This is a genomic window from Ruegeria sp. AB11 (assembly GCF_056536325.1).
The window spans coordinates 412,799-427,856 of sequence record NZ_JBQFJO010000002.1 but is presented as its reverse complement, the minus strand read 5'-3'; the positions used below and the strand labels follow the sequence as shown (position 1 = coordinate 427,856).

General features: G+C 54.0%; 18 protein-coding genes. 10 read left to right on the top strand and 8 right to left on the bottom strand.

What is annotated here, in order from left to right:
* Window positions 1-78 precede the first annotated feature (78 nt).
* Window positions 79-1,065: an aldo/keto reductase gene (locus ACR3EJ_RS21555; protein WP_170546261.1), complete on the top strand. Its 987-nt coding sequence runs from the start codon at window positions 79-81 to the stop codon at window positions 1,063-1,065.
* A 162-nt stretch (window positions 1,066-1,227) separates the two neighbouring features.
* Here ACR3EJ_RS21555 and ACR3EJ_RS21550 read toward each other — a convergent pair whose 3' ends face one another.
* Window positions 1,228-1,737 (bottom strand): MarR family transcriptional regulator, encoded by a 510-nt coding sequence (locus ACR3EJ_RS21550; RefSeq protein WP_170546265.1) that lies wholly within the window; start codon window positions 1,735-1,737, stop codon window positions 1,228-1,230.
* 77 nt (window positions 1,738-1,814) lie between these two features.
* Here ACR3EJ_RS21550 and ACR3EJ_RS21545 point away from each other — a divergent pair, with 77 nt between their 5' ends.
* The 6 genes from ACR3EJ_RS21545 to ACR3EJ_RS21520 all read left to right on the top strand — a co-directional run bounded on the left by ACR3EJ_RS21545 (window position 1,815) and on the right by ACR3EJ_RS21520 (window position 5,264).
* Window positions 1,815-2,702 (top strand): EamA family transporter, encoded by an 888-nt coding sequence (locus tag ACR3EJ_RS21545; RefSeq protein ID WP_170546267.1) that lies wholly within the window; start codon window positions 1,815-1,817, stop codon window positions 2,700-2,702.
* 12 nt (window positions 2,703-2,714) lie between these two features.
* Window positions 2,715-3,356 carry an NAD(P)H-binding protein gene (locus ACR3EJ_RS21540; RefSeq protein ID WP_170546270.1) on the top strand — a complete coding sequence of 214 codons (642 nt, stop codon included), beginning with the start codon at window positions 2,715-2,717 and terminating at the stop codon, window positions 3,354-3,356.
* Between the two features lie 504 nt (window positions 3,357-3,860).
* Entirely contained in the window at window positions 3,861-4,046 is a 186-nt protein-coding gene (locus ACR3EJ_RS21535) for an SAM domain-containing protein (protein WP_170546272.1), read from the top strand.
* A 19-nt stretch (window positions 4,047-4,065) separates the two neighbouring features.
* A complete protein-coding gene (locus ACR3EJ_RS21530; protein WP_170546275.1) occupies window positions 4,066-4,203 on the top strand; it encodes a hypothetical protein in 138 nt (45 codons plus the stop codon).
* A gap of 5 nt (window positions 4,204-4,208) precedes the next feature.
* Window positions 4,209-5,105 carry an AGE family epimerase/isomerase gene (locus ACR3EJ_RS21525; protein WP_311201798.1) on the top strand — a complete coding sequence of 299 codons (897 nt, stop codon included), beginning with the start codon at window positions 4,209-4,211 and terminating at the stop codon, window positions 5,103-5,105.
* Window positions 5,106-5,120: 15 nt separating this feature from the next.
* The gene (locus tag ACR3EJ_RS21520) at window positions 5,121-5,264 is read left to right on the top strand and encodes a hypothetical protein (protein ID WP_311201799.1); all 144 of its coding nucleotides are present in this window, start codon (window positions 5,121-5,123) and stop codon (window positions 5,262-5,264) included.
* Window positions 5,265-5,755: 491 nt separating this feature from the next.
* Here ACR3EJ_RS21520 and fsa read toward each other — a convergent pair whose 3' ends face one another.
* The 5 genes from fsa to ACR3EJ_RS21495 form a co-directional block, all read right to left on the bottom strand.
* Entirely contained in the window at window positions 5,756-6,409 is a 654-nt protein-coding gene (fsa, locus tag ACR3EJ_RS21515) for a fructose-6-phosphate aldolase (protein WP_170546277.1), read from the bottom strand.
* Window positions 6,410-6,506: 97 nt separating this feature from the next.
* Window positions 6,507-7,178, bottom strand: coding sequence for a nucleoside/nucleotide kinase family protein (locus ACR3EJ_RS21510; protein ID WP_170546280.1), 672 nt, complete (start codon window positions 7,176-7,178; stop codon window positions 6,507-6,509).
* Window positions 7,175-7,957 carry an ATP-binding cassette domain-containing protein gene (locus ACR3EJ_RS21505; protein WP_170546283.1) on the bottom strand — a complete coding sequence of 261 codons (783 nt, stop codon included), beginning with the start codon at window positions 7,955-7,957 and terminating at the stop codon, window positions 7,175-7,177. The genes ACR3EJ_RS21510 and ACR3EJ_RS21505 overlap by 4 nt, the downstream gene beginning before the upstream one ends.
* Window positions 7,957-9,027 carry an ABC transporter permease gene (locus ACR3EJ_RS21500; protein ID WP_170546286.1) on the bottom strand — a complete coding sequence of 357 codons (1,071 nt, stop codon included), beginning with the start codon at window positions 9,025-9,027 and terminating at the stop codon, window positions 7,957-7,959. The genes ACR3EJ_RS21505 and ACR3EJ_RS21500 overlap by 1 nt, the downstream gene beginning before the upstream one ends.
* Before the next feature lie 117 nt (window positions 9,028-9,144).
* Complete coding sequence (locus ACR3EJ_RS21495) at window positions 9,145-10,164, bottom strand: sugar ABC transporter substrate-binding protein (protein WP_029622083.1); 1,020 nt, start codon at window positions 10,162-10,164, stop codon at window positions 9,145-9,147.
* A 186-nt stretch (window positions 10,165-10,350) separates the two neighbouring features.
* Between ACR3EJ_RS21495 and ACR3EJ_RS21490 the strand changes: the two genes are divergently transcribed.
* Window positions 10,351-11,550 (top strand): ROK family transcriptional regulator, encoded by a 1,200-nt coding sequence (locus ACR3EJ_RS21490; RefSeq protein WP_170546446.1) that lies wholly within the window; start codon window positions 10,351-10,353, stop codon window positions 11,548-11,550.
* A gap of 155 nt (window positions 11,551-11,705) precedes the next feature.
* Entirely contained in the window at window positions 11,706-11,843 is a 138-nt protein-coding gene (locus ACR3EJ_RS21485) for a hypothetical protein (protein WP_170546288.1), read from the top strand.
* Between the two features lie 113 nt (window positions 11,844-11,956).
* Here ACR3EJ_RS21485 and ACR3EJ_RS21480 read toward each other — a convergent pair whose 3' ends face one another.
* Both ACR3EJ_RS21480 and nhaC read right to left on the bottom strand, forming a co-directional pair.
* Window positions 11,957-12,973 (bottom strand): GlxA family transcriptional regulator, encoded by a 1,017-nt coding sequence (locus ACR3EJ_RS21480; RefSeq protein ID WP_170546291.1) that lies wholly within the window; start codon window positions 12,971-12,973, stop codon window positions 11,957-11,959.
* 72 nt (window positions 12,974-13,045) lie between these two features.
* On the bottom strand, window positions 13,046-14,518 hold the full coding sequence (nhaC, locus tag ACR3EJ_RS21475; RefSeq protein WP_170546294.1) for a Na+/H+ antiporter NhaC: 1,473 nt from the start codon (window positions 14,516-14,518) through the stop codon (window positions 13,046-13,048).
* A 249-nt stretch (window positions 14,519-14,767) separates the two neighbouring features.
* Between nhaC and ACR3EJ_RS21470 the strand changes: the two genes are divergently transcribed.
* A complete protein-coding gene (locus tag ACR3EJ_RS21470) occupies window positions 14,768-14,914 on the top strand; it encodes a hypothetical protein (RefSeq protein ID WP_170546297.1) in 147 nt (48 codons plus the stop codon).
* Window positions 14,915-15,058 lie beyond the last annotated feature (144 nt).

Below are 15,058 nucleotides of genomic sequence, written 5' to 3'. Positions count from 1 at the left end.
ATGAAGATTACATTCTGTATTATTGATGAAAAGAGAGTCGCGGCTTTATTTCTGGAGGATCAGTCAAGAGGGCCACAGATGAACTTTCTCAACACCGAAATCTCACCCCTTGGCATGGGATGCTGGCCGATCGGCGGCAAGATGTATTGGGGCGAACAGTCGCTGGGTTACACCCGATCGGACGACGAAACCTCTATTCGTACGATCCATGCCGCACTGGATGGTGGAATCACGCTTTTTGACACCGCTGCCGCCTATGGCGCGGGGCATTCGGAACGTTTGTTAGGCAAAGCGTTAAAGCACCGGCACGACGCCCTGATTGTCACAAAGATCGGGGTTGGGATCGATGAGGCAAGCAGGCAGATTTCGTTTGACCCCTTCACCCCGGATCAGGTGGGCCTTGCCGTAGATGGGTGCCTTTCGCGGCTGGAACGGAATCGGATCGATCTCTTGCTGTTGCATGTGAACGATATGCCAATTGCCCAGGGGGAGGCGGTATTTGACGAACTGGACCAGCTTAAAGAGGCCGGCAAGTTGCGCGCCTATGGTTGGAGCACCGACCATTCCGAAAGTGCCCGAGCGGCCTCAACCCGAGATGGTTTTGAGGCGGTGGAATACGTGTTGAACGTCTTTTTCGACGCACCCCGTATGCAACAAGTTGTCCAAGAGGAAGGGCTATTATCCCTAATCCGCTCACCTCTTGCGATGGGGTTGCTCTCGGGCAAGTACGATCAGAACAGTGTCATGGCACCAAACGACGTGCGCGCATCCGGTGAAAGCTGGATGGAGTACTATTCGGATGGAAGGGTAAACCCTGACTTCATGCAAAAACTCGAAGCGGTTCGGGATCTGCTGACCACCAATGGCCGAACGCTTGTGCAAGGAGCTCTCGGGTGGATATGGGGCCAATCTGAAACATACGTACCGATTCCGGGCGCTCGGACAGAAGAACAAATTGAAGGCATTTCGGGAGCACTGACCTTTGGTGCCTTGCCAGTTGAAGCAATGAACGAAATAGAAAGCTTGATTTCGCGCAATCCCAACGAGCCAGACCGCCCCAGGTAACATTAAGAACTGTATCAAATCTGTGCGCTTGCCGCGAATGTTGGCAACGCGGTCTGCTAACGCGGCAATTCAGATTTCTGTTCAAGGTCTGCTTAGGGCCGTCCGCATCGGAGCGACATAAGGCCAACAGGTCGCGGTTGTGTGTTGCACCCAGAGATACGATCACTCGCGTGAATTCGTCCCACTATCGGAGTTCACTCTTTCGTCCAGCGTCTTTAATAGCTTGTTCAAATCTTCGGCTTCCGCCGGAGATAGCCCCCGCAAAAGGTGATGCTGTGTTTCGACATGATCGCCAACGGCATCCTCGATTGTCGCAAAACCGGTCTCGGTCAAGCGGATCAGAAACCCGCGCTTGTCTTCGGGGTTTGGCACTCGCTCGACAAGGCCGCGTTTGACGAGTTGGTCGATACGATTGGTCATTGTTCCAGAGGTCACCATGGTCAGGTCCAGCAACTCGCCAGGGGATAAGCCATCAGGTTTACCCGATCTGCGCAGGGTCGCCAGGACATCAAAGCTGGCGGCGTTTAACCCATGTGCCTTCCAGGTTTTATCCATTTCACTTCGGAGCTTGGTAGCCATACGAGATAGCCGGCCGATGATTTCCATCGGTCCGACATCAAGGTCGGGCCGGGCCTTGTTCCATTGAGCAATGATGCGGTCTACGTGGTCCATGCATACATATTGCGGGATTATATCTTGACGTCAAGATAAAGCAGTATATCTTGACGTCAAGATAATGGAGATCTGCGATGAGACATCTCGACATTGGAATCACAGCCATTGCGCCATTGGTATGGGGCAGCACCTACTATGTGACGACGGAGTTTCTTCCTGCCGGGTATCCGGTGACGATGGCCGCCCTGCGCGCTCTGCCTGCCGGCCTGCTGCTGCTTGTTTTGGCTCCTCGATTGCCGAAAGGTAATTGGTGGCTGCGCATCTTTATTCTTGGCGCGCTGAACTTCACGCTGTTCTGGGTCTTTCTTTTTATCGCAGCCTACCGGTTACCGGGGGGAATCGCGGCTACCGTCGGTGCTGTTCAGCCGCTGATCGTCGTATTCCTTGCCGCACCGCTGCTCGGGACCGCAATCCGAGCCGCGTCGGCGCTGGCCGCCTTGATCGGCATCCTAGGTGTTGGACTGCTCGTCTTGGGGTCCGGCATATCGCTTGATCCAATCGGTTTGATAGCCGGGATTTGCGGAGCGGCCTCAATGGCCGCAGGTACAGTCCTGACCCGGAAATGGCAGCCTCCCGTGTCGCTACTTACCTTCACCGCGTGGCAACAGACCGCCGGCGGTCTGTTGCTGGTGCTTCTGGCCGTATTCATCGAGCCGCCTCTTCCTCCACTGGATGCACGAAACCTCTCCGGCATCTTTTACCTTGCTCTCATCGGGGCTGCGCTCACCTATATCCTGTGGTTCCGCGGCATCTCTCGGATAGAGCCAGATGCCGTCTCGGTACTTGGTTTTCTGAGCCCGCTTTCCGCCGTCCTGATCGGCTGGACATTGCTGGGTCAGGCGCTGACACAGATGCAGATCACTGGGGCCGTGCTTGTTTTTGCCGCAATTTGGCTTGGACAAAGGGCGGGGCGCGTCCGCCCGCCCAACCTTCCGAAACATCCCATCCGCAATCCAGTATAAAGGAGAACTTCCATGAAACTCATAGTATTTGGTGCCACCGGTGATGTCGGTTCTCGCGTCGTAACAGAAGCGCTCGCACGCGGGCATGACGTAACAGCAGCTGTCCGAAACGAGGCAGCGTTTGCCAAGTTGCCGGAAAGCATCAGGCCAGTCATCGCGGATGCGACAGACCCCGCAGCCCTCGCCGCCGCCATGGAATCGCAGGAAATGGCTATCAGCGCGTTGCGCTCTCCGCCCGGGCGCGAAGGCGAGATTGTCGCTCTGACACGTTCGATCCTCAATGCTGCGTCACGCACGGGCCTTCGGGTGATCATCGTTGGCGGCGCCGCGCGACTCCATCTGCCAAACGGAAGTCCACATACGGTTTTGTCAGACCCCGATTTCTTACCTGAAAACATCGTTCCGATTGCCCGCGCATCGATGGCGCAATGGGAACTCTGCGCCTCTGAAACATCGGCAAACTGGACATATGCCAGCCCGTCGGCCCTCTTGCAGCCCGGTCAACGCCTGGGCGCGTTCAGAACCGGAACGGACACGCTGCTCGTTGATGAAGCTGGCAAATCAGAGATATCGATGGAAGATTTTGCTGTTGCGCTGGTAGATGAGGCACAATCAACCAAGTTTCCGCGTGCTGGGTTCACGGTCGGTTACTAACCTTCGTCTCAGAGCGCTATGGGAAAGGCGTCCAGCCAGCCGGCTAGCAGGCAGGGCGTTTCCTATAGGGAGCAGTCCGCCGACTCAAGACGTTGATCGCTGCAGGGCCGACGCAGTTTCTTACGCGATGCAGTCCTGCGCCTGACCTGAATGCCGCTCTCAGGTTTAAAGATTCGTTTTCAGGAAACTGAACTGCAGAGCTGCTCAGATTGATGGATGTTTCCTTTGGGCCGTTAGATAGATCGCGGGAAATGGGTAATAGAAAGCCACAGGCGAGAGTGCTTGCGTGATAAAGGCAATATTCCGGTCGGGATTGATGACTAGAACTGCATTGGCGTTGATAAGCACCATTGTTGGACCAAAGCCCATGGGGGGGTCACTTTCGGAAGGCAACTCTACTCGAGCTTGGATAAAGTGTCTTACTTCCCAATAACTTTGAAACATATCCAAAAAGCTCTGTGAAAATATCAAAATTAGGCAAGCTGAGTCCGTGGAGAATTGTGCATGCCTGATGTCGCAAGCTGGCTGGCTGAACTCGGCTTAGAAAAGTACGCAAAGGATTTCGACAACGTCGAAATCGATTTTGAGACTCTTCCGGAGTTAACAGAGAAAGACCTCGTAGAGCTGGGTTGCCAATTGTTCCAAAACGCAAGGTTTTGGCTGCTATCCAACGTCTTAGTGGTGGGCTGAAGGAGCAGAATCCCTTGGGATGGAACACTTTAGACAGGCTGGCACGGTTGAAGATACCTATCATCTGCATGGAATTGGTGCGAGCGCAATTCTGCACGCGACGCGAGCGTTGTTGCCGGGGCGCGGTGCGCGCTACATTACTCCTCTTGCGGGATAAAAGAGATGACCAAAGACCAACCTCTGCCACCTGGCGCGCATTCCGAACCGAGGTATTGGCTTGAAACCTTCAATCACCGTAACTGGTTGATGGATCAGGCCATGCGACAGCTTGAGTTCTTCAGCGCCAGTTGCCTAAACGGGCCAGGGTTCTTCATTCTTGGTCACGATGGCGGCCCGCAGCCCGGTGAGTTTCAGGGATTGCAAACGACGGCGCGTCTGATCCATTCATATGCCTTGGGACATCTTGCAGGTTTTCAGGGCGCTGATCAGATCATGGATCTTGGCATGGCATATCTCGAAAACCACCACAGAGATCGGAACTATGGCGGATATGTCTGGGCGCTGGAGGGTAATCAGATCAAGGATGATCGCAAGCTCGCCTACGGACATGTCTTTGTTCTTCTTGCCTCTGCAAGCGCGAAGCTGGCCGGTCACCCGGAGGCTGACCGCCTGATGGCGGATGCCCGCGAGGTCTTGGACGAGCATTTCTGGGATAAAGACACGGGATTGTTCTGCGACGAGTGGAATAGGGATTGGACACCTTTTTCCACCTATCGTGGAATGAATGCGAATATGCATGGTGTTGAAGCGATGTTGTCTGCCTATGAGGCGTTCGGAGATGAATTTTACCTCTCCCGAGCCGGTCGCATTTTGGACTTCTTCATCAACAAGATCGCGGCTGGGGAAAACCGGCGGTTGCCTGAGCATTACACGTCTGAATGGCAGATTGATCATAACTATGCGGGTAATCCGATGTTCAGGCCTGCCGGAACGGCTCCTGTTCATTCGCTTGAACTCGGTCGGCTTCAGCTTCAGCATTGGGACTTGTCGGTTCGGCCGGAAGCCAATGCGCCCGGCACCGCGCGCCACTTGATTGAACAGGCATTGAATGATGACTGATTACCCGGAGGTGGATTGGCCTACCCGCTGGACTTTGATGGCCAGGCTGCCAACGGCTCCCGGTTTTGGTGGTCGATCGCCGAAGCAATTGGAGCAGTCACCGCGCTGATTACTGTGGACAAAATGCCGGAAGACGAGATCTGGTACCGGAAGCGCTAGACCTATGCGAGTGCTACGTTCTTGAATCATAAGCATGGCGGTTGGTTTCCAGCGGTGGCTGAGAATGGGAATGTCGTGACATCCATCTTTGATGGGAATCCCAACATTTACCACTCGCTGCAAGCGTGCTTGTTTCCGCTATCTTGACGCCTGTCGAGGATGATGCCTCTCTAGCCCACGCGCGCACTCAAAAGTCGACCACACAAGTTAGTTGAATGTCAGGTTCGTCTACAATTAGTTTCTGAAACTGCAGTGAATGGCCGATCTGGTGAAGCTGCACAGCGGCGCTGACGACGAAGCGGATGTCTGCTTTGGGCCGTAGTGTTCATGCCGCCATTAAGAGGAGTTCCGACAATTTCCCACTAAGATTGACCTGCTTGACAAAGCCGAAAGACTCTCCTTGAGCGTTTACTTCCTCAAAGCGCAGCCTTGCCGCTCAGCCGTAAAACATTTGGTACAGGCCGTTCCCTCCCAGACAAAATGGCAATCCATCAAAGGATCGATTGCCCAGTCGAGTTCCAATCATTTAGAAACTTCTCGATGCCGGTATCGGTCAATGGATGCATGACCAATTTGCGGATAACGGACGGAGGGATTGTGGCTATGTCTGATCCGGCCAATGCCACCTCTGTAATATGATTGGGGCTTCTGACGGATGCAGCAATGATTTCCGTTTCAATACCATAGTTATCGTAAATGGTACGGATATCACGGATCAGATCGGCTCCGTCCAGATTAATGTCGTCCAATCTGCCAATGAAAGGAGATACATAGGTCGCTCCAACTTTCGCCGCTAAAAGCGCTTGATTGGGTGAAAAGCAGAGTGTGACGTTTGTTTTGATGCCTTCTCTTTTGAAGTGTGCACAGGCTCTGAGGCCATCTAGTGTCAAAGGCAGTTTGACGACGACGTTGTCAGCAATCGCGGCAAGGTGCTCTCCCTCCGCAATCATGCCAGCTGTGTCCAAAGCTGCAACTTCTGCTGACACGGGCGTTTCCGTCAATGTACAAAATTCGGCAATGACTTCTTTGAAATCCCGGCCGGACTTGGCGATCAGGCTTGGATTGGTAGTAACGCCATCCAACAATCCAAAGTTTATCAGTTCTTTTATGTCGTTTACTTCTGCAGTGTCCACGAAGAATTTCATGAGCTTTCCTCATCGTGTATTGGGTGATTTTGATTGCACTTGAAATCGCCCAGAGGCGTTTGCATCAACGGATCGTTTCAGCTTTCGTTGCGCAGGGTCAGAACGCGTAGCGCATCCCGAATTCGGTGTAATTCTGGTTCAATGTGATATCCGCTTTCCTGCTATCACGGATGACGTGTTCCGCGTTGGGCAGATCGTTCGTTTTTGCGCGTTGCAGCGCGGTTTGCGGGTCAAAGCCATGCTTGATCCAGCGATGCTGTAACCGGTTTTCGAGTTCCTCCAATGTGGGGCTGACAAAAACCGTTACGGCGTACACATCTGCCAACGTCCTCCACGGGTCGCTATTCATCAAAAGGTAGTTCCCTTCTACGACTACAATCTGAGTTTCCGGGTGAACGGCAATCGCATTCGCAATGGCCAGGTCCATTTGGCGGTCAAATTTAGGATGAAAGGACTCATGCTGCGCGGATTGCAGCCCTCTGATTGCAGTGCAGAACCCAACTGCATCGAAGGTTTCCGGCGCACCCTTTCGGGCCAGCAAGCCTCGCGTTTCCAGCACGCGGTTGTCCAGATGATAACCGTCCATGGGCACCAGCGTGGCTAAAGGAACCGCAGAGCTTTGTTGCGCGTTCAGCGATTGCACCACCGTTTCCGCCAAAGTCGACTTTCCGGATGCAGGGGGGCCGGCGATTGCGACAATCGTCCGAACCCCAACCTGCCTCCGGGAGGAAATCAGGTCACAAACGCGCTTTGCATCTTGATCGATCACGCGGCGTCCTCTTTTGGGGGTTCCTTGGCGCCGGTCATGAAGGCCACCGCGTCGGACATCGTGTAATCCTTGGGATCAATGGTGCAGAGCCTTTTGCCCAGCCGATGCACATGAATGCGGTCAGCAACCTCAAAAACATGCGGCATGTTGTGGCTGATCAGAATGATCGGAATACCACGTGCCCGCACGTCTTGGATAAGCTCAAGCACTTTGCGGCTTTCCTTGACCCCCAAAGCAGCCGTGGGTTCGTCCATGATGATGAACTTCGTCGCAAAGGCGGCAGCACGCGCAACGGCTACGCCTTGGCGCTGGCCGCCAGAGAGAGTTTCGACCGCCTGATTGATCGATTGTACAGTCATCAGCCCAAGCTCGGTCAGTTTTTCACGGGCGAATTTCTCCATTGCTGGACGGTCAAGCTGACGCATGTATTTGCCCATGAACCCTTGTTTGCGGATCTCGCGCCCCATGAACATGTTGTCGGCTATCGACAGAGCAGGGGACATGGCGAGCTGCTGATAGACAATCTCAATCCCCATATTTCGGGCGTCGATCGGAGAAGTGAAGTTGACCTTTTCCCCTTCGATCAGAATCTCGCCCTCGTCTGGGATAGTGGCGCCGCAAATCGCCTTGACGATGGACGACTTGCCTGCGCCGTTGTCGCCAATAACCGCAAGGATTTCCCCTTGGCGCAGTTCAAAGTCAGAATGGTCGATGGCGGTGACGTGGCCATAGCGTTTCACGATCCCGCGGCCCTGGACGACTGGAGTTGTGTCTGACATTAGCCCGATACCTTTCTGATCCACTGGTCGACTGCGACCGCTGCGATGATGAGAAGTCCGATAAGCAGGAAGGTCCACTGTGCGTCCGCGCCCAGAAGCCTGAGCCCCAGAGTAAAGACGCCGACGATCAGTGCCCCAAACAGGGACCCCAGAATGGAGCCACGCCCGCCGAACAGTGAAATACCGCCAATCACGACCGCAGTGATGCTTTCGATATTGGCCAATTGGCCGGAGGTCGGCGAGACCGATCCGATGCGCCCGATCAAAGCCCAGCCCGCAAAGGCACAAATCAAACCGGACAGCATGTAGACGGACATCAGTGTTTTGTGGACGTTCACACCGGATAGCTCGGCCGCCTCGGGGTCGTCCCCGACTGCATAGACATGCCGGCCCCAAGCCGTGTGTTTTAGCGCGTAAGCCAACACGAATATCAGAACGAGCATGAAGATCACGCCAACCGTGAAAGTCGCACCACCGATGCTGAATTTTGTGCCAAAGAATTGCAGGAATGGGGCGTTGGCCTCGATATCCTGACTGCGAATTGTTTCGTTTGCGGAATACAGGAAGTTTGTCGCCAGAACGATCTGCCACATGCCGAGCGTAACAATAAAGGGCGGCAGCTTTACGCGACTGACCAGCCAGCCGTTGAGAGCCCCGATTAGTGTTCCCATTGCCAGCCCGCACATCACCGCAATGGGTACGGGGATGCCGTAGCGGAAGGTGAACTGACCCATAATGACGGATGAAAACACCATGATTGCACCGACGCTCAGGTCGATGCCGGCGGTTAGAATGACAAGGCTTTGCGCCGCGGCCACGATGCCCACAATCTGGACCTGTTGCAGGATCAGCGTCATCGCAAAGGGTGAGAAGAATTTGGACCCCAGCAGCAGGCCGAAAATCACGATCGCGCCAACTAGAACGATCAATGGCACAAAGGATGGATTGACGTGGAGAAGATGCTGCAACTTCCCCAGAACACCACGCCGGTTATCTTCAAACTCCGCCACGGTTTCTGAAGCGCTGGCGGCGGTTTCGAATTCCTGGGTGTTTTGGTTTGCTTCAGACATATCTCCCCCTTTTCGTGGCTGGCATCGCGCCCACGAAATCAGTGTACAGGAAATTTCGGTTGGCTGGTGAGAGGATTGATGAGGCGCAGTGGCGCGCCTCACCCAATATGGCTGCCTTTAGCCCCAGCAGAGATCCAGGCCTTCTGCGACCGACAGCGACTCGACCCCATCAACCGGCTGGTCGGTGATGAGCGCGACGCCCGTGTCATAAAAGTCTTTGCCGGGTGTGTTTTCGGGCTTCACGCCCTCTTCGGCCCATTTTTTCACGGCCTCAACACCAAGCGAGGCCATCAACAGCGGGTACTGCTGGCTTGTCGCCCCAATCACACCGGCTTCGACGTTTTGGACACCGGGGCACCCGCCGTCGACCGAAACGATCAGCACGTCGTTTTCACGCCCGATGGATTTCAGTGCCTCATATGCACCCGCAGCAGCCGGTTCGTTGATCGTGTGAACAACGTTGATCGATGAATCCTTGGCCAGAAGGTTTTCCATCGCACGGCGACCGCCTTCTTCGTTGCCGTCGGTCACGTCACTGCCGACCAGACGCGCATCGGTTTCGTCACCGATGACATTCGGGTCCGCCAGGTCCACACCAAACCCGTCGAGGAAACCCTGATTGCGCAGAACGTCCACTGTCGGCTGGCTGACATTCAGATCCAGCGTCGCGATCTTGGCATCGGCCGCGGCGTCGCCCATTTTGGCCTTGGCCCATTGACCAATCAGCAGACCGGCCTTGTAGTTGTCCGTCGCGAATGTCGCGTCCGCTGAGTCAATCGGGCTAAGCGGTGTATCCAGCGCAATGACCAAAACCCCCGCATCCCGCGCCTGTTTGACCGCAGGTACGATCGAGCTGGTGTCAGATGCCGTCAGTAGAATGCCTTTTGCGCCATCGAGGATGCAGGTTTCAATGGCCTGGACCTGAGTTTCATGGTCGCCATCAACCTTGCCGGCAAACGCCTTGAGCGTCATGCCCAGCTCTTCTGCCTTGGCGGTTGCGCCTTCCTTCATCTTGACGAAAAAGGGGTTGGTGTCGGTCTTGGTAATCAGGCAGACGGTTTCACCAGCCGCTTGCGCGGATGCAGCGGCAAAAGTCAGCGCAGTCGCGGATGCGGCGAGCTTGAGTAGATTTCTCATGTTGTCCTCCCAGAAAATTGTTGTGGCCCCGTGCGGAATAGCGACAAGGCGCGCCTCCATCCTCCAATGAAGGTCCTGCTTAAGAAACCGTGATTCTAGCCCTTATGTCAATAAATAAATAAAGTTTATTTATTAATTTACCCACGTATCTTTTCATAAGAAAACAAGGTGTTTATGTTTAATGTTATGGAAAGAGAAGCGCTGAAAATACTAACCGGCGGGGTAAGCCAGAGCGGTGTTCGTGATCATAACGAACGCCTGATTCTGACGGTTTTACAACGGCATGGACCTGCTGCCGGGGCCGAAATCGCGCGTCTCACAGGCCTGTCTCCGCAGACCGTGTCGATCATTCTGCGTAAGCTCGAAAAGGACGAGATTCTCAAACGTGGGACGCCGTTAAGGGGCAAGGTAGGGAAACCTTCGATCCCAATGGAACTCAATCCCGAAGGCATCCTGTCGGTGGGAATGAAGATCGGTCGCCGCAGCGCTGATCTTCTTTTGATCGACTTCACCGGCAAGCCGCGCCATCAAATCTCGACGACTTATGACTATCCGCTGCCCGAAGCGGTGTTCGGGTTTCTGGAGAAAGGATTGGAGGAGCTTCTGGTCCATGAACCCCAGAAACTTCGCGACCGTGTATGCGGGATTGGAATCGGAACTCCGTTCGAACTGTGGAAATGGCACGACCTGTCTGGGCTTGCGGCCAAAAAATTCAGGTCCTGGAAAAACGTGAATTTCTTTTCCGAGGTCGCCAAGTTCAGCGACCTGCCAGTTTTTGTGGTCAACGATGCGACGGCTGCCTGTCACGCCGAGCATCTTTATGGGCGCGGGGCCGAATATCGCGACTATTTTTATTTCTTCATCGGGTCAATGATCGGCGGCGGAGTCGCGCTGAACGGCACCGTGTTTGAGGGCAACCAGGGAAATGCAGGTGCCTTGGGCGCGATGCGAACGACCGGGCCTTTAGGCGAAAGCCAGCAGTTGATCGACACTGCCTCACTGTTCTTGCTCGAAGACAGGTTGATCGAAGCCGGTGTCGATCCCCAAATACTCTGGACGAAGCCTCAAGATTGGAGCAGCATTTCGCGATATGTCGAGCCTTGGATTGGTACCACAGCACAGGAACTTGCCAAGGCTGCCTTGTCTATTTGCGCGGTCATCGACTTTGAGGCGATTTTCATAGACGGCGCGTTCCCATCGGAAGTGCGCGAAGAGTTAGTTGCCCGGGTTCGTCGTTACCTCCTCAACCAAGACAAGCGTGGATTGATTCCTCCGGTTGTAGAAGCTGCAGCAGTTGGTGAAAACGCCCGAGGCATTGGAGCAGCAAGCAGCCCGATCTTCCGCCAGTTTCTATTGAATACCAATGCGGGGCTTTCTGGGATGTAGCCTACCCAATGGCTGAAAGGGTTATCCGGCGGACTGCGGCGAGGATCATTATCCCGCACCATTACTTCATCTGGAATGTTGTCCTGCGCGACCTTGTTGCACGGATCGGCTTCCCAGTTTAGCTCTGGTGCTTTCATTTTCGGGAGTTGCCGTGGATGCCATACAAGTTCAATCATGCCCGTCGCCTGCAAGCGCGTGATCTTGCCACTCAAGTAGTTGAAGCAAAAATTGCATCAAAAGCGCTGAACCACATGACATCTCTCGGTCGTGCAGAACATGAGCGCATTTTCTGAAGCGTTGGGTCTGGGGTCAGTTCGCCCCAGCTCTGATCCATGCAACAGGGTCGCTGCAGAGAAAGCACTGGAGTACGTTTAGATGCCTCAAATTATGACTGTTCGGACGCGAATTATTCACGTCTTTCAGACCACCCCCTTCTGAATGAAGTTGGTGCCTCGCCGTAGCGTTTCTTGAATCGTACTGTAAGTTGTGTTGCGCTGCTAAAGCCTGTGGCTGCCGCGATTTCCGCGACCGCCATCTCGGTTTCGCTGAGCAATGCGTAAGCCCTCGAAACGCGCAGTTCTAGATAAAACTGAACAGGCGAAGTTTCGACATACTTTTGGAAGAGACGCTCTAACTGGCGACGAGATATCTGCACGGCTTCTGCTATTTCAGAGATATCTAACGGCTCTTCCAGGTTTTCTTGCATGATCTGCATTGCGTTGATCAGGTACTGGTTGCGACTACCCAAAGCTACCGAAAAGGCTGATTTCTGGAGCGTTTTACTATTGTTGGATCGAAAGTGAATGCACATGTCCGAAACAATGACCGCAAGGTCATTTCCGAAATTGGATTCGATCATGTCCAACATCATGTCGGTTGCAGCATTTCCGCCGCCACATGTCATAAGCTCATTGTCGATCTCATACAGGTTTGACGATGGCTCCAAATCATCAAAATGTTCGACAAAAGCAGGGTGGTTTTCCCAATGCAATGTGAACCTTTTCCCTGACAGAACTCCAGCCTTGGCAAGGGCGAAAGCCCCTGTGCAAATACCACCCAGATTACATCCAAAGGTTCTTTGGCGGCGGATCCACGACAGCACCTTGGGGTTGGTACTTTCGGCCGGTTCAATACCTGAGCAGACAAATAGCCGCGACGATCGCGGCAAGTTGTGCAACGCAAAATCCGGCGTAATTTCAACCCCATTCGAGCAAGAAACTGGATTTCCATCTTCAGTGATCAGAAACCATTTATACAGTTCTTTGTTAGTAACCTGGTTGGCGATCCTCAGGGGTTCCACTGCGGCGCTGAAGGCCAGCATTGTCAGTTTTGGCAGCAGAAGAAAATAGATTTCCTTGGCCGATCCATCATAGTCAATGCGATAGCTGGCCGCGCCCTTTGGGACAAAGTTTCTCGGGTCCATATGCTCTCCTCCCAGTATCGACCGAGGCGGATGAAGGACACCAACACCTCATTTGGTGTTGGTGCAGAGAGATTAGGCACTCATCTGTGCAACAGGTTCGCCGCTTTCCTCCCAGGAGCGGATTTCTTTTTCGCTGGCTTTAGGCGAAAACAGCCCTGTCATGGCATAGAAGATACCGATGACCGGTGACAGCCAGCAAGCGAATGCAAGCGGAATATACAGCAGATTTTCGAAGTTGCCGTCCGCGATACCCAAGCCAAGCGCCGTGATGACAAACGCACCACCCGCGTTCCAAGGGATCAGAGGGGACACCAGAGTTCCGCCTTCCTCGACCGCCCGGGACAGGTTCAGCGGGGAATAGCCCATCGCGCGATAGACCGGTGCATACATCCGCCCTGGCAGTGCAATTGACAGATAGGGGTCGCCTGCAACTGTGTTGGTCGCGACAGAGGTTAAGATGGCTGAGGTTTGAATACCGGCAAACGTTTTCACCTTTGAGATGACAACTTTGATGATGGCCTGAAGGCAACCTACGCGTTCAAGCGCTCCGCCAAACCCCAAAGCCAGCAGCACCAGTGAAATCGTCCACATCATAGACTGAATACCGCCGCGGTTCAGCAAGGGATCGATCTCCGGAACCCCAGTATCGATCGAATAGCCGCTGTTGGCGAAGGTGAACGTCTCATGCAGTCCAGCCCCCTGACAGAAGATAGCCATGATGCCGCCCACAACGGCACCTGCGAACAGTGACGGGATCGGAGGTTGTTTCATGACCGCCAGCACGATGACTAGAACAGCCGGAAACAGCATGATCGGCGAAATCCAGAAAGCGTCGTCCAGCGCGGTGGTGATCGCGTGAATACGGTCAAATGATACCTGGGACGTGTCGATCAAAGTGAAGCCTACGACAAAATAAATTACCAGTGCAATCAGCATGGAAGGAACTGTGGTTGGAAGCATATTCCGAATGTGATCGAACAGATTAGTCCCCGTCACAGCAGGTGCCAGGTTTGTCGTATCTGATAAAGGCGAGGTCTTGTCTCCAAAGAATGCACCAGAGACTACCGCCCCCGCTGTCCAATACATTGGAATGCCGAACCCGGCTCCAATCCCCATCAGCGCTAATCCGACGGTGCCTGTCGTTCCCCACGAGGTGCCCAAAGAAACGGAGACAATAGAGCAAAGAACCATTCCTGCGGCGAGGAAAAGCTCGGGCGACAAAATCCTGAGACCATAGTAGATCAGCGTCGGGACGGTGCCGCTTGCGATCCACACTCCGATGATCATCCCCACTGTGATCAGTATCGAGACTGACGGTAGGGAGATATTGATAACGTGGAACACGCCCTCTTCGATACTGGGCCATTTGTGACCCAACATGAGGCCAACGATGCCTGTGATTGCGATTCCGAATGCCAGTGGGATGTGTGGAGTAAAGTCACCGAAATAGAATAATTGCAGCCCAAGCACACACAGGGTCAGCACTATTGGCACGAGGGCCAGCACCAAGCCGGGCTGCCGTATGTTGTCTTCATTCCCAGACATATGGGTCTCCTCCTTTGGAATGGTCCAGAACCGTGATGATCTGCGGAAGAAACCAAGTTTGGCGTTGTGAGACTGTCGGTCAGAGCGCACATCTTGTTAGAATTTGCGACATTGGGGCGTCGGATTTCGGCGTCTTCGAATAAACTGAAGACTGACCATTGCAATCACGCCAAACAAATTACTTGCGTTCGCGAAGTATGCCTTGCTTCGAAAAATCGTGCGCGCGCCCAGCGAGGCGACGAGCTACTCATGCCTTACCCGGATAGCGCCAAGTGGAGGGCGTTGGTCATAGAACGCGACGGCGGGAACTACAAGGCGTTGATCAAGACTCTGGGGTATATCAAAAATGTGCAGGCGGACGTGATCATTCACAGCGTCGCCGCCGGGAGGTACTAGATAGCCGAACTGACCAAGAACGAATGGCATACGGCTATATTCGACGGACAGAACAATAGTGACCAGAATGACCACAGCCGCAAATGCGACAACAACAACCGAACGGATAAGTTGTCTTCTTGTAAGGTTTAGCACCAGAGCCGA

What these genes read in the sequence shown, in the direction of transcription:
- ACR3EJ_RS21500 (WP_170546286.1), bottom strand. Translation starts at nt 9,027, where the DNA reads ATGTCTGAAGCAAACCAAAACACCCAGGAATTCGAAACCGCCGCCAGC.
- ACR3EJ_RS21485 (WP_170546288.1), top strand. Translation starts at nt 11,706, where the DNA reads ATGCCATACAAGTTCAATCATGCCCGTCGCCTGCAAGCGCGTGATCTT.
- ACR3EJ_RS21495 (WP_029622083.1), bottom strand. Translation starts at nt 10,164, where the DNA reads ATGAGAAATCTACTCAAGCTCGCCGCATCCGCGACTGCGCTGACTTTT.
- ACR3EJ_RS21480 (WP_170546291.1), bottom strand. Translation starts at nt 12,973, where the DNA reads ATGGACCCGAGAAACTTTGTCCCAAAGGGCGCGGCCAGCTATCGCATT.
- ACR3EJ_RS21550 (WP_170546265.1), bottom strand. Translation starts at nt 1,737, where the DNA reads ATGGACCACGTAGACCGCATCATTGCTCAATGGAACAAGGCCCGGCCC.
- ACR3EJ_RS21545 (WP_170546267.1), top strand. Translation starts at nt 1,815, where the DNA reads ATGAGACATCTCGACATTGGAATCACAGCCATTGCGCCATTGGTATGG.
- ACR3EJ_RS21540 (WP_170546270.1), top strand. Translation starts at nt 2,715, where the DNA reads ATGAAACTCATAGTATTTGGTGCCACCGGTGATGTCGGTTCTCGCGTC.
- fsa (WP_170546277.1), bottom strand. Translation starts at nt 6,409, where the DNA reads ATGAAATTCTTCGTGGACACTGCAGAAGTAAACGACATAAAAGAACTG.
- ACR3EJ_RS21535 (WP_170546272.1), top strand. Translation starts at nt 3,861, where the DNA reads ATGCCTGATGTCGCAAGCTGGCTGGCTGAACTCGGCTTAGAAAAGTAC.
- ACR3EJ_RS21530 (WP_170546275.1), top strand. Translation starts at nt 4,066, where the DNA reads ATGGAACACTTTAGACAGGCTGGCACGGTTGAAGATACCTATCATCTG.
- ACR3EJ_RS21555 (WP_170546261.1), top strand. Translation starts at nt 79, where the DNA reads ATGAACTTTCTCAACACCGAAATCTCACCCCTTGGCATGGGATGCTGG.
- ACR3EJ_RS21470 (WP_170546297.1), top strand. Translation starts at nt 14,768, where the DNA reads ATGCCTTACCCGGATAGCGCCAAGTGGAGGGCGTTGGTCATAGAACGC.
- ACR3EJ_RS21505 (WP_170546283.1), bottom strand. Translation starts at nt 7,957, where the DNA reads ATGTCAGACACAACTCCAGTCGTCCAGGGCCGCGGGATCGTGAAACGC.
- nhaC (WP_170546294.1), bottom strand. Translation starts at nt 14,518, where the DNA reads ATGTCTGGGAATGAAGACAACATACGGCAGCCCGGCTTGGTGCTGGCC.
- ACR3EJ_RS21490 (WP_170546446.1), top strand. Translation starts at nt 10,351, where the DNA reads ATGGAAAGAGAAGCGCTGAAAATACTAACCGGCGGGGTAAGCCAGAGC.
- ACR3EJ_RS21525 (WP_311201798.1), top strand. Translation starts at nt 4,209, where the DNA reads ATGACCAAAGACCAACCTCTGCCACCTGGCGCGCATTCCGAACCGAGG.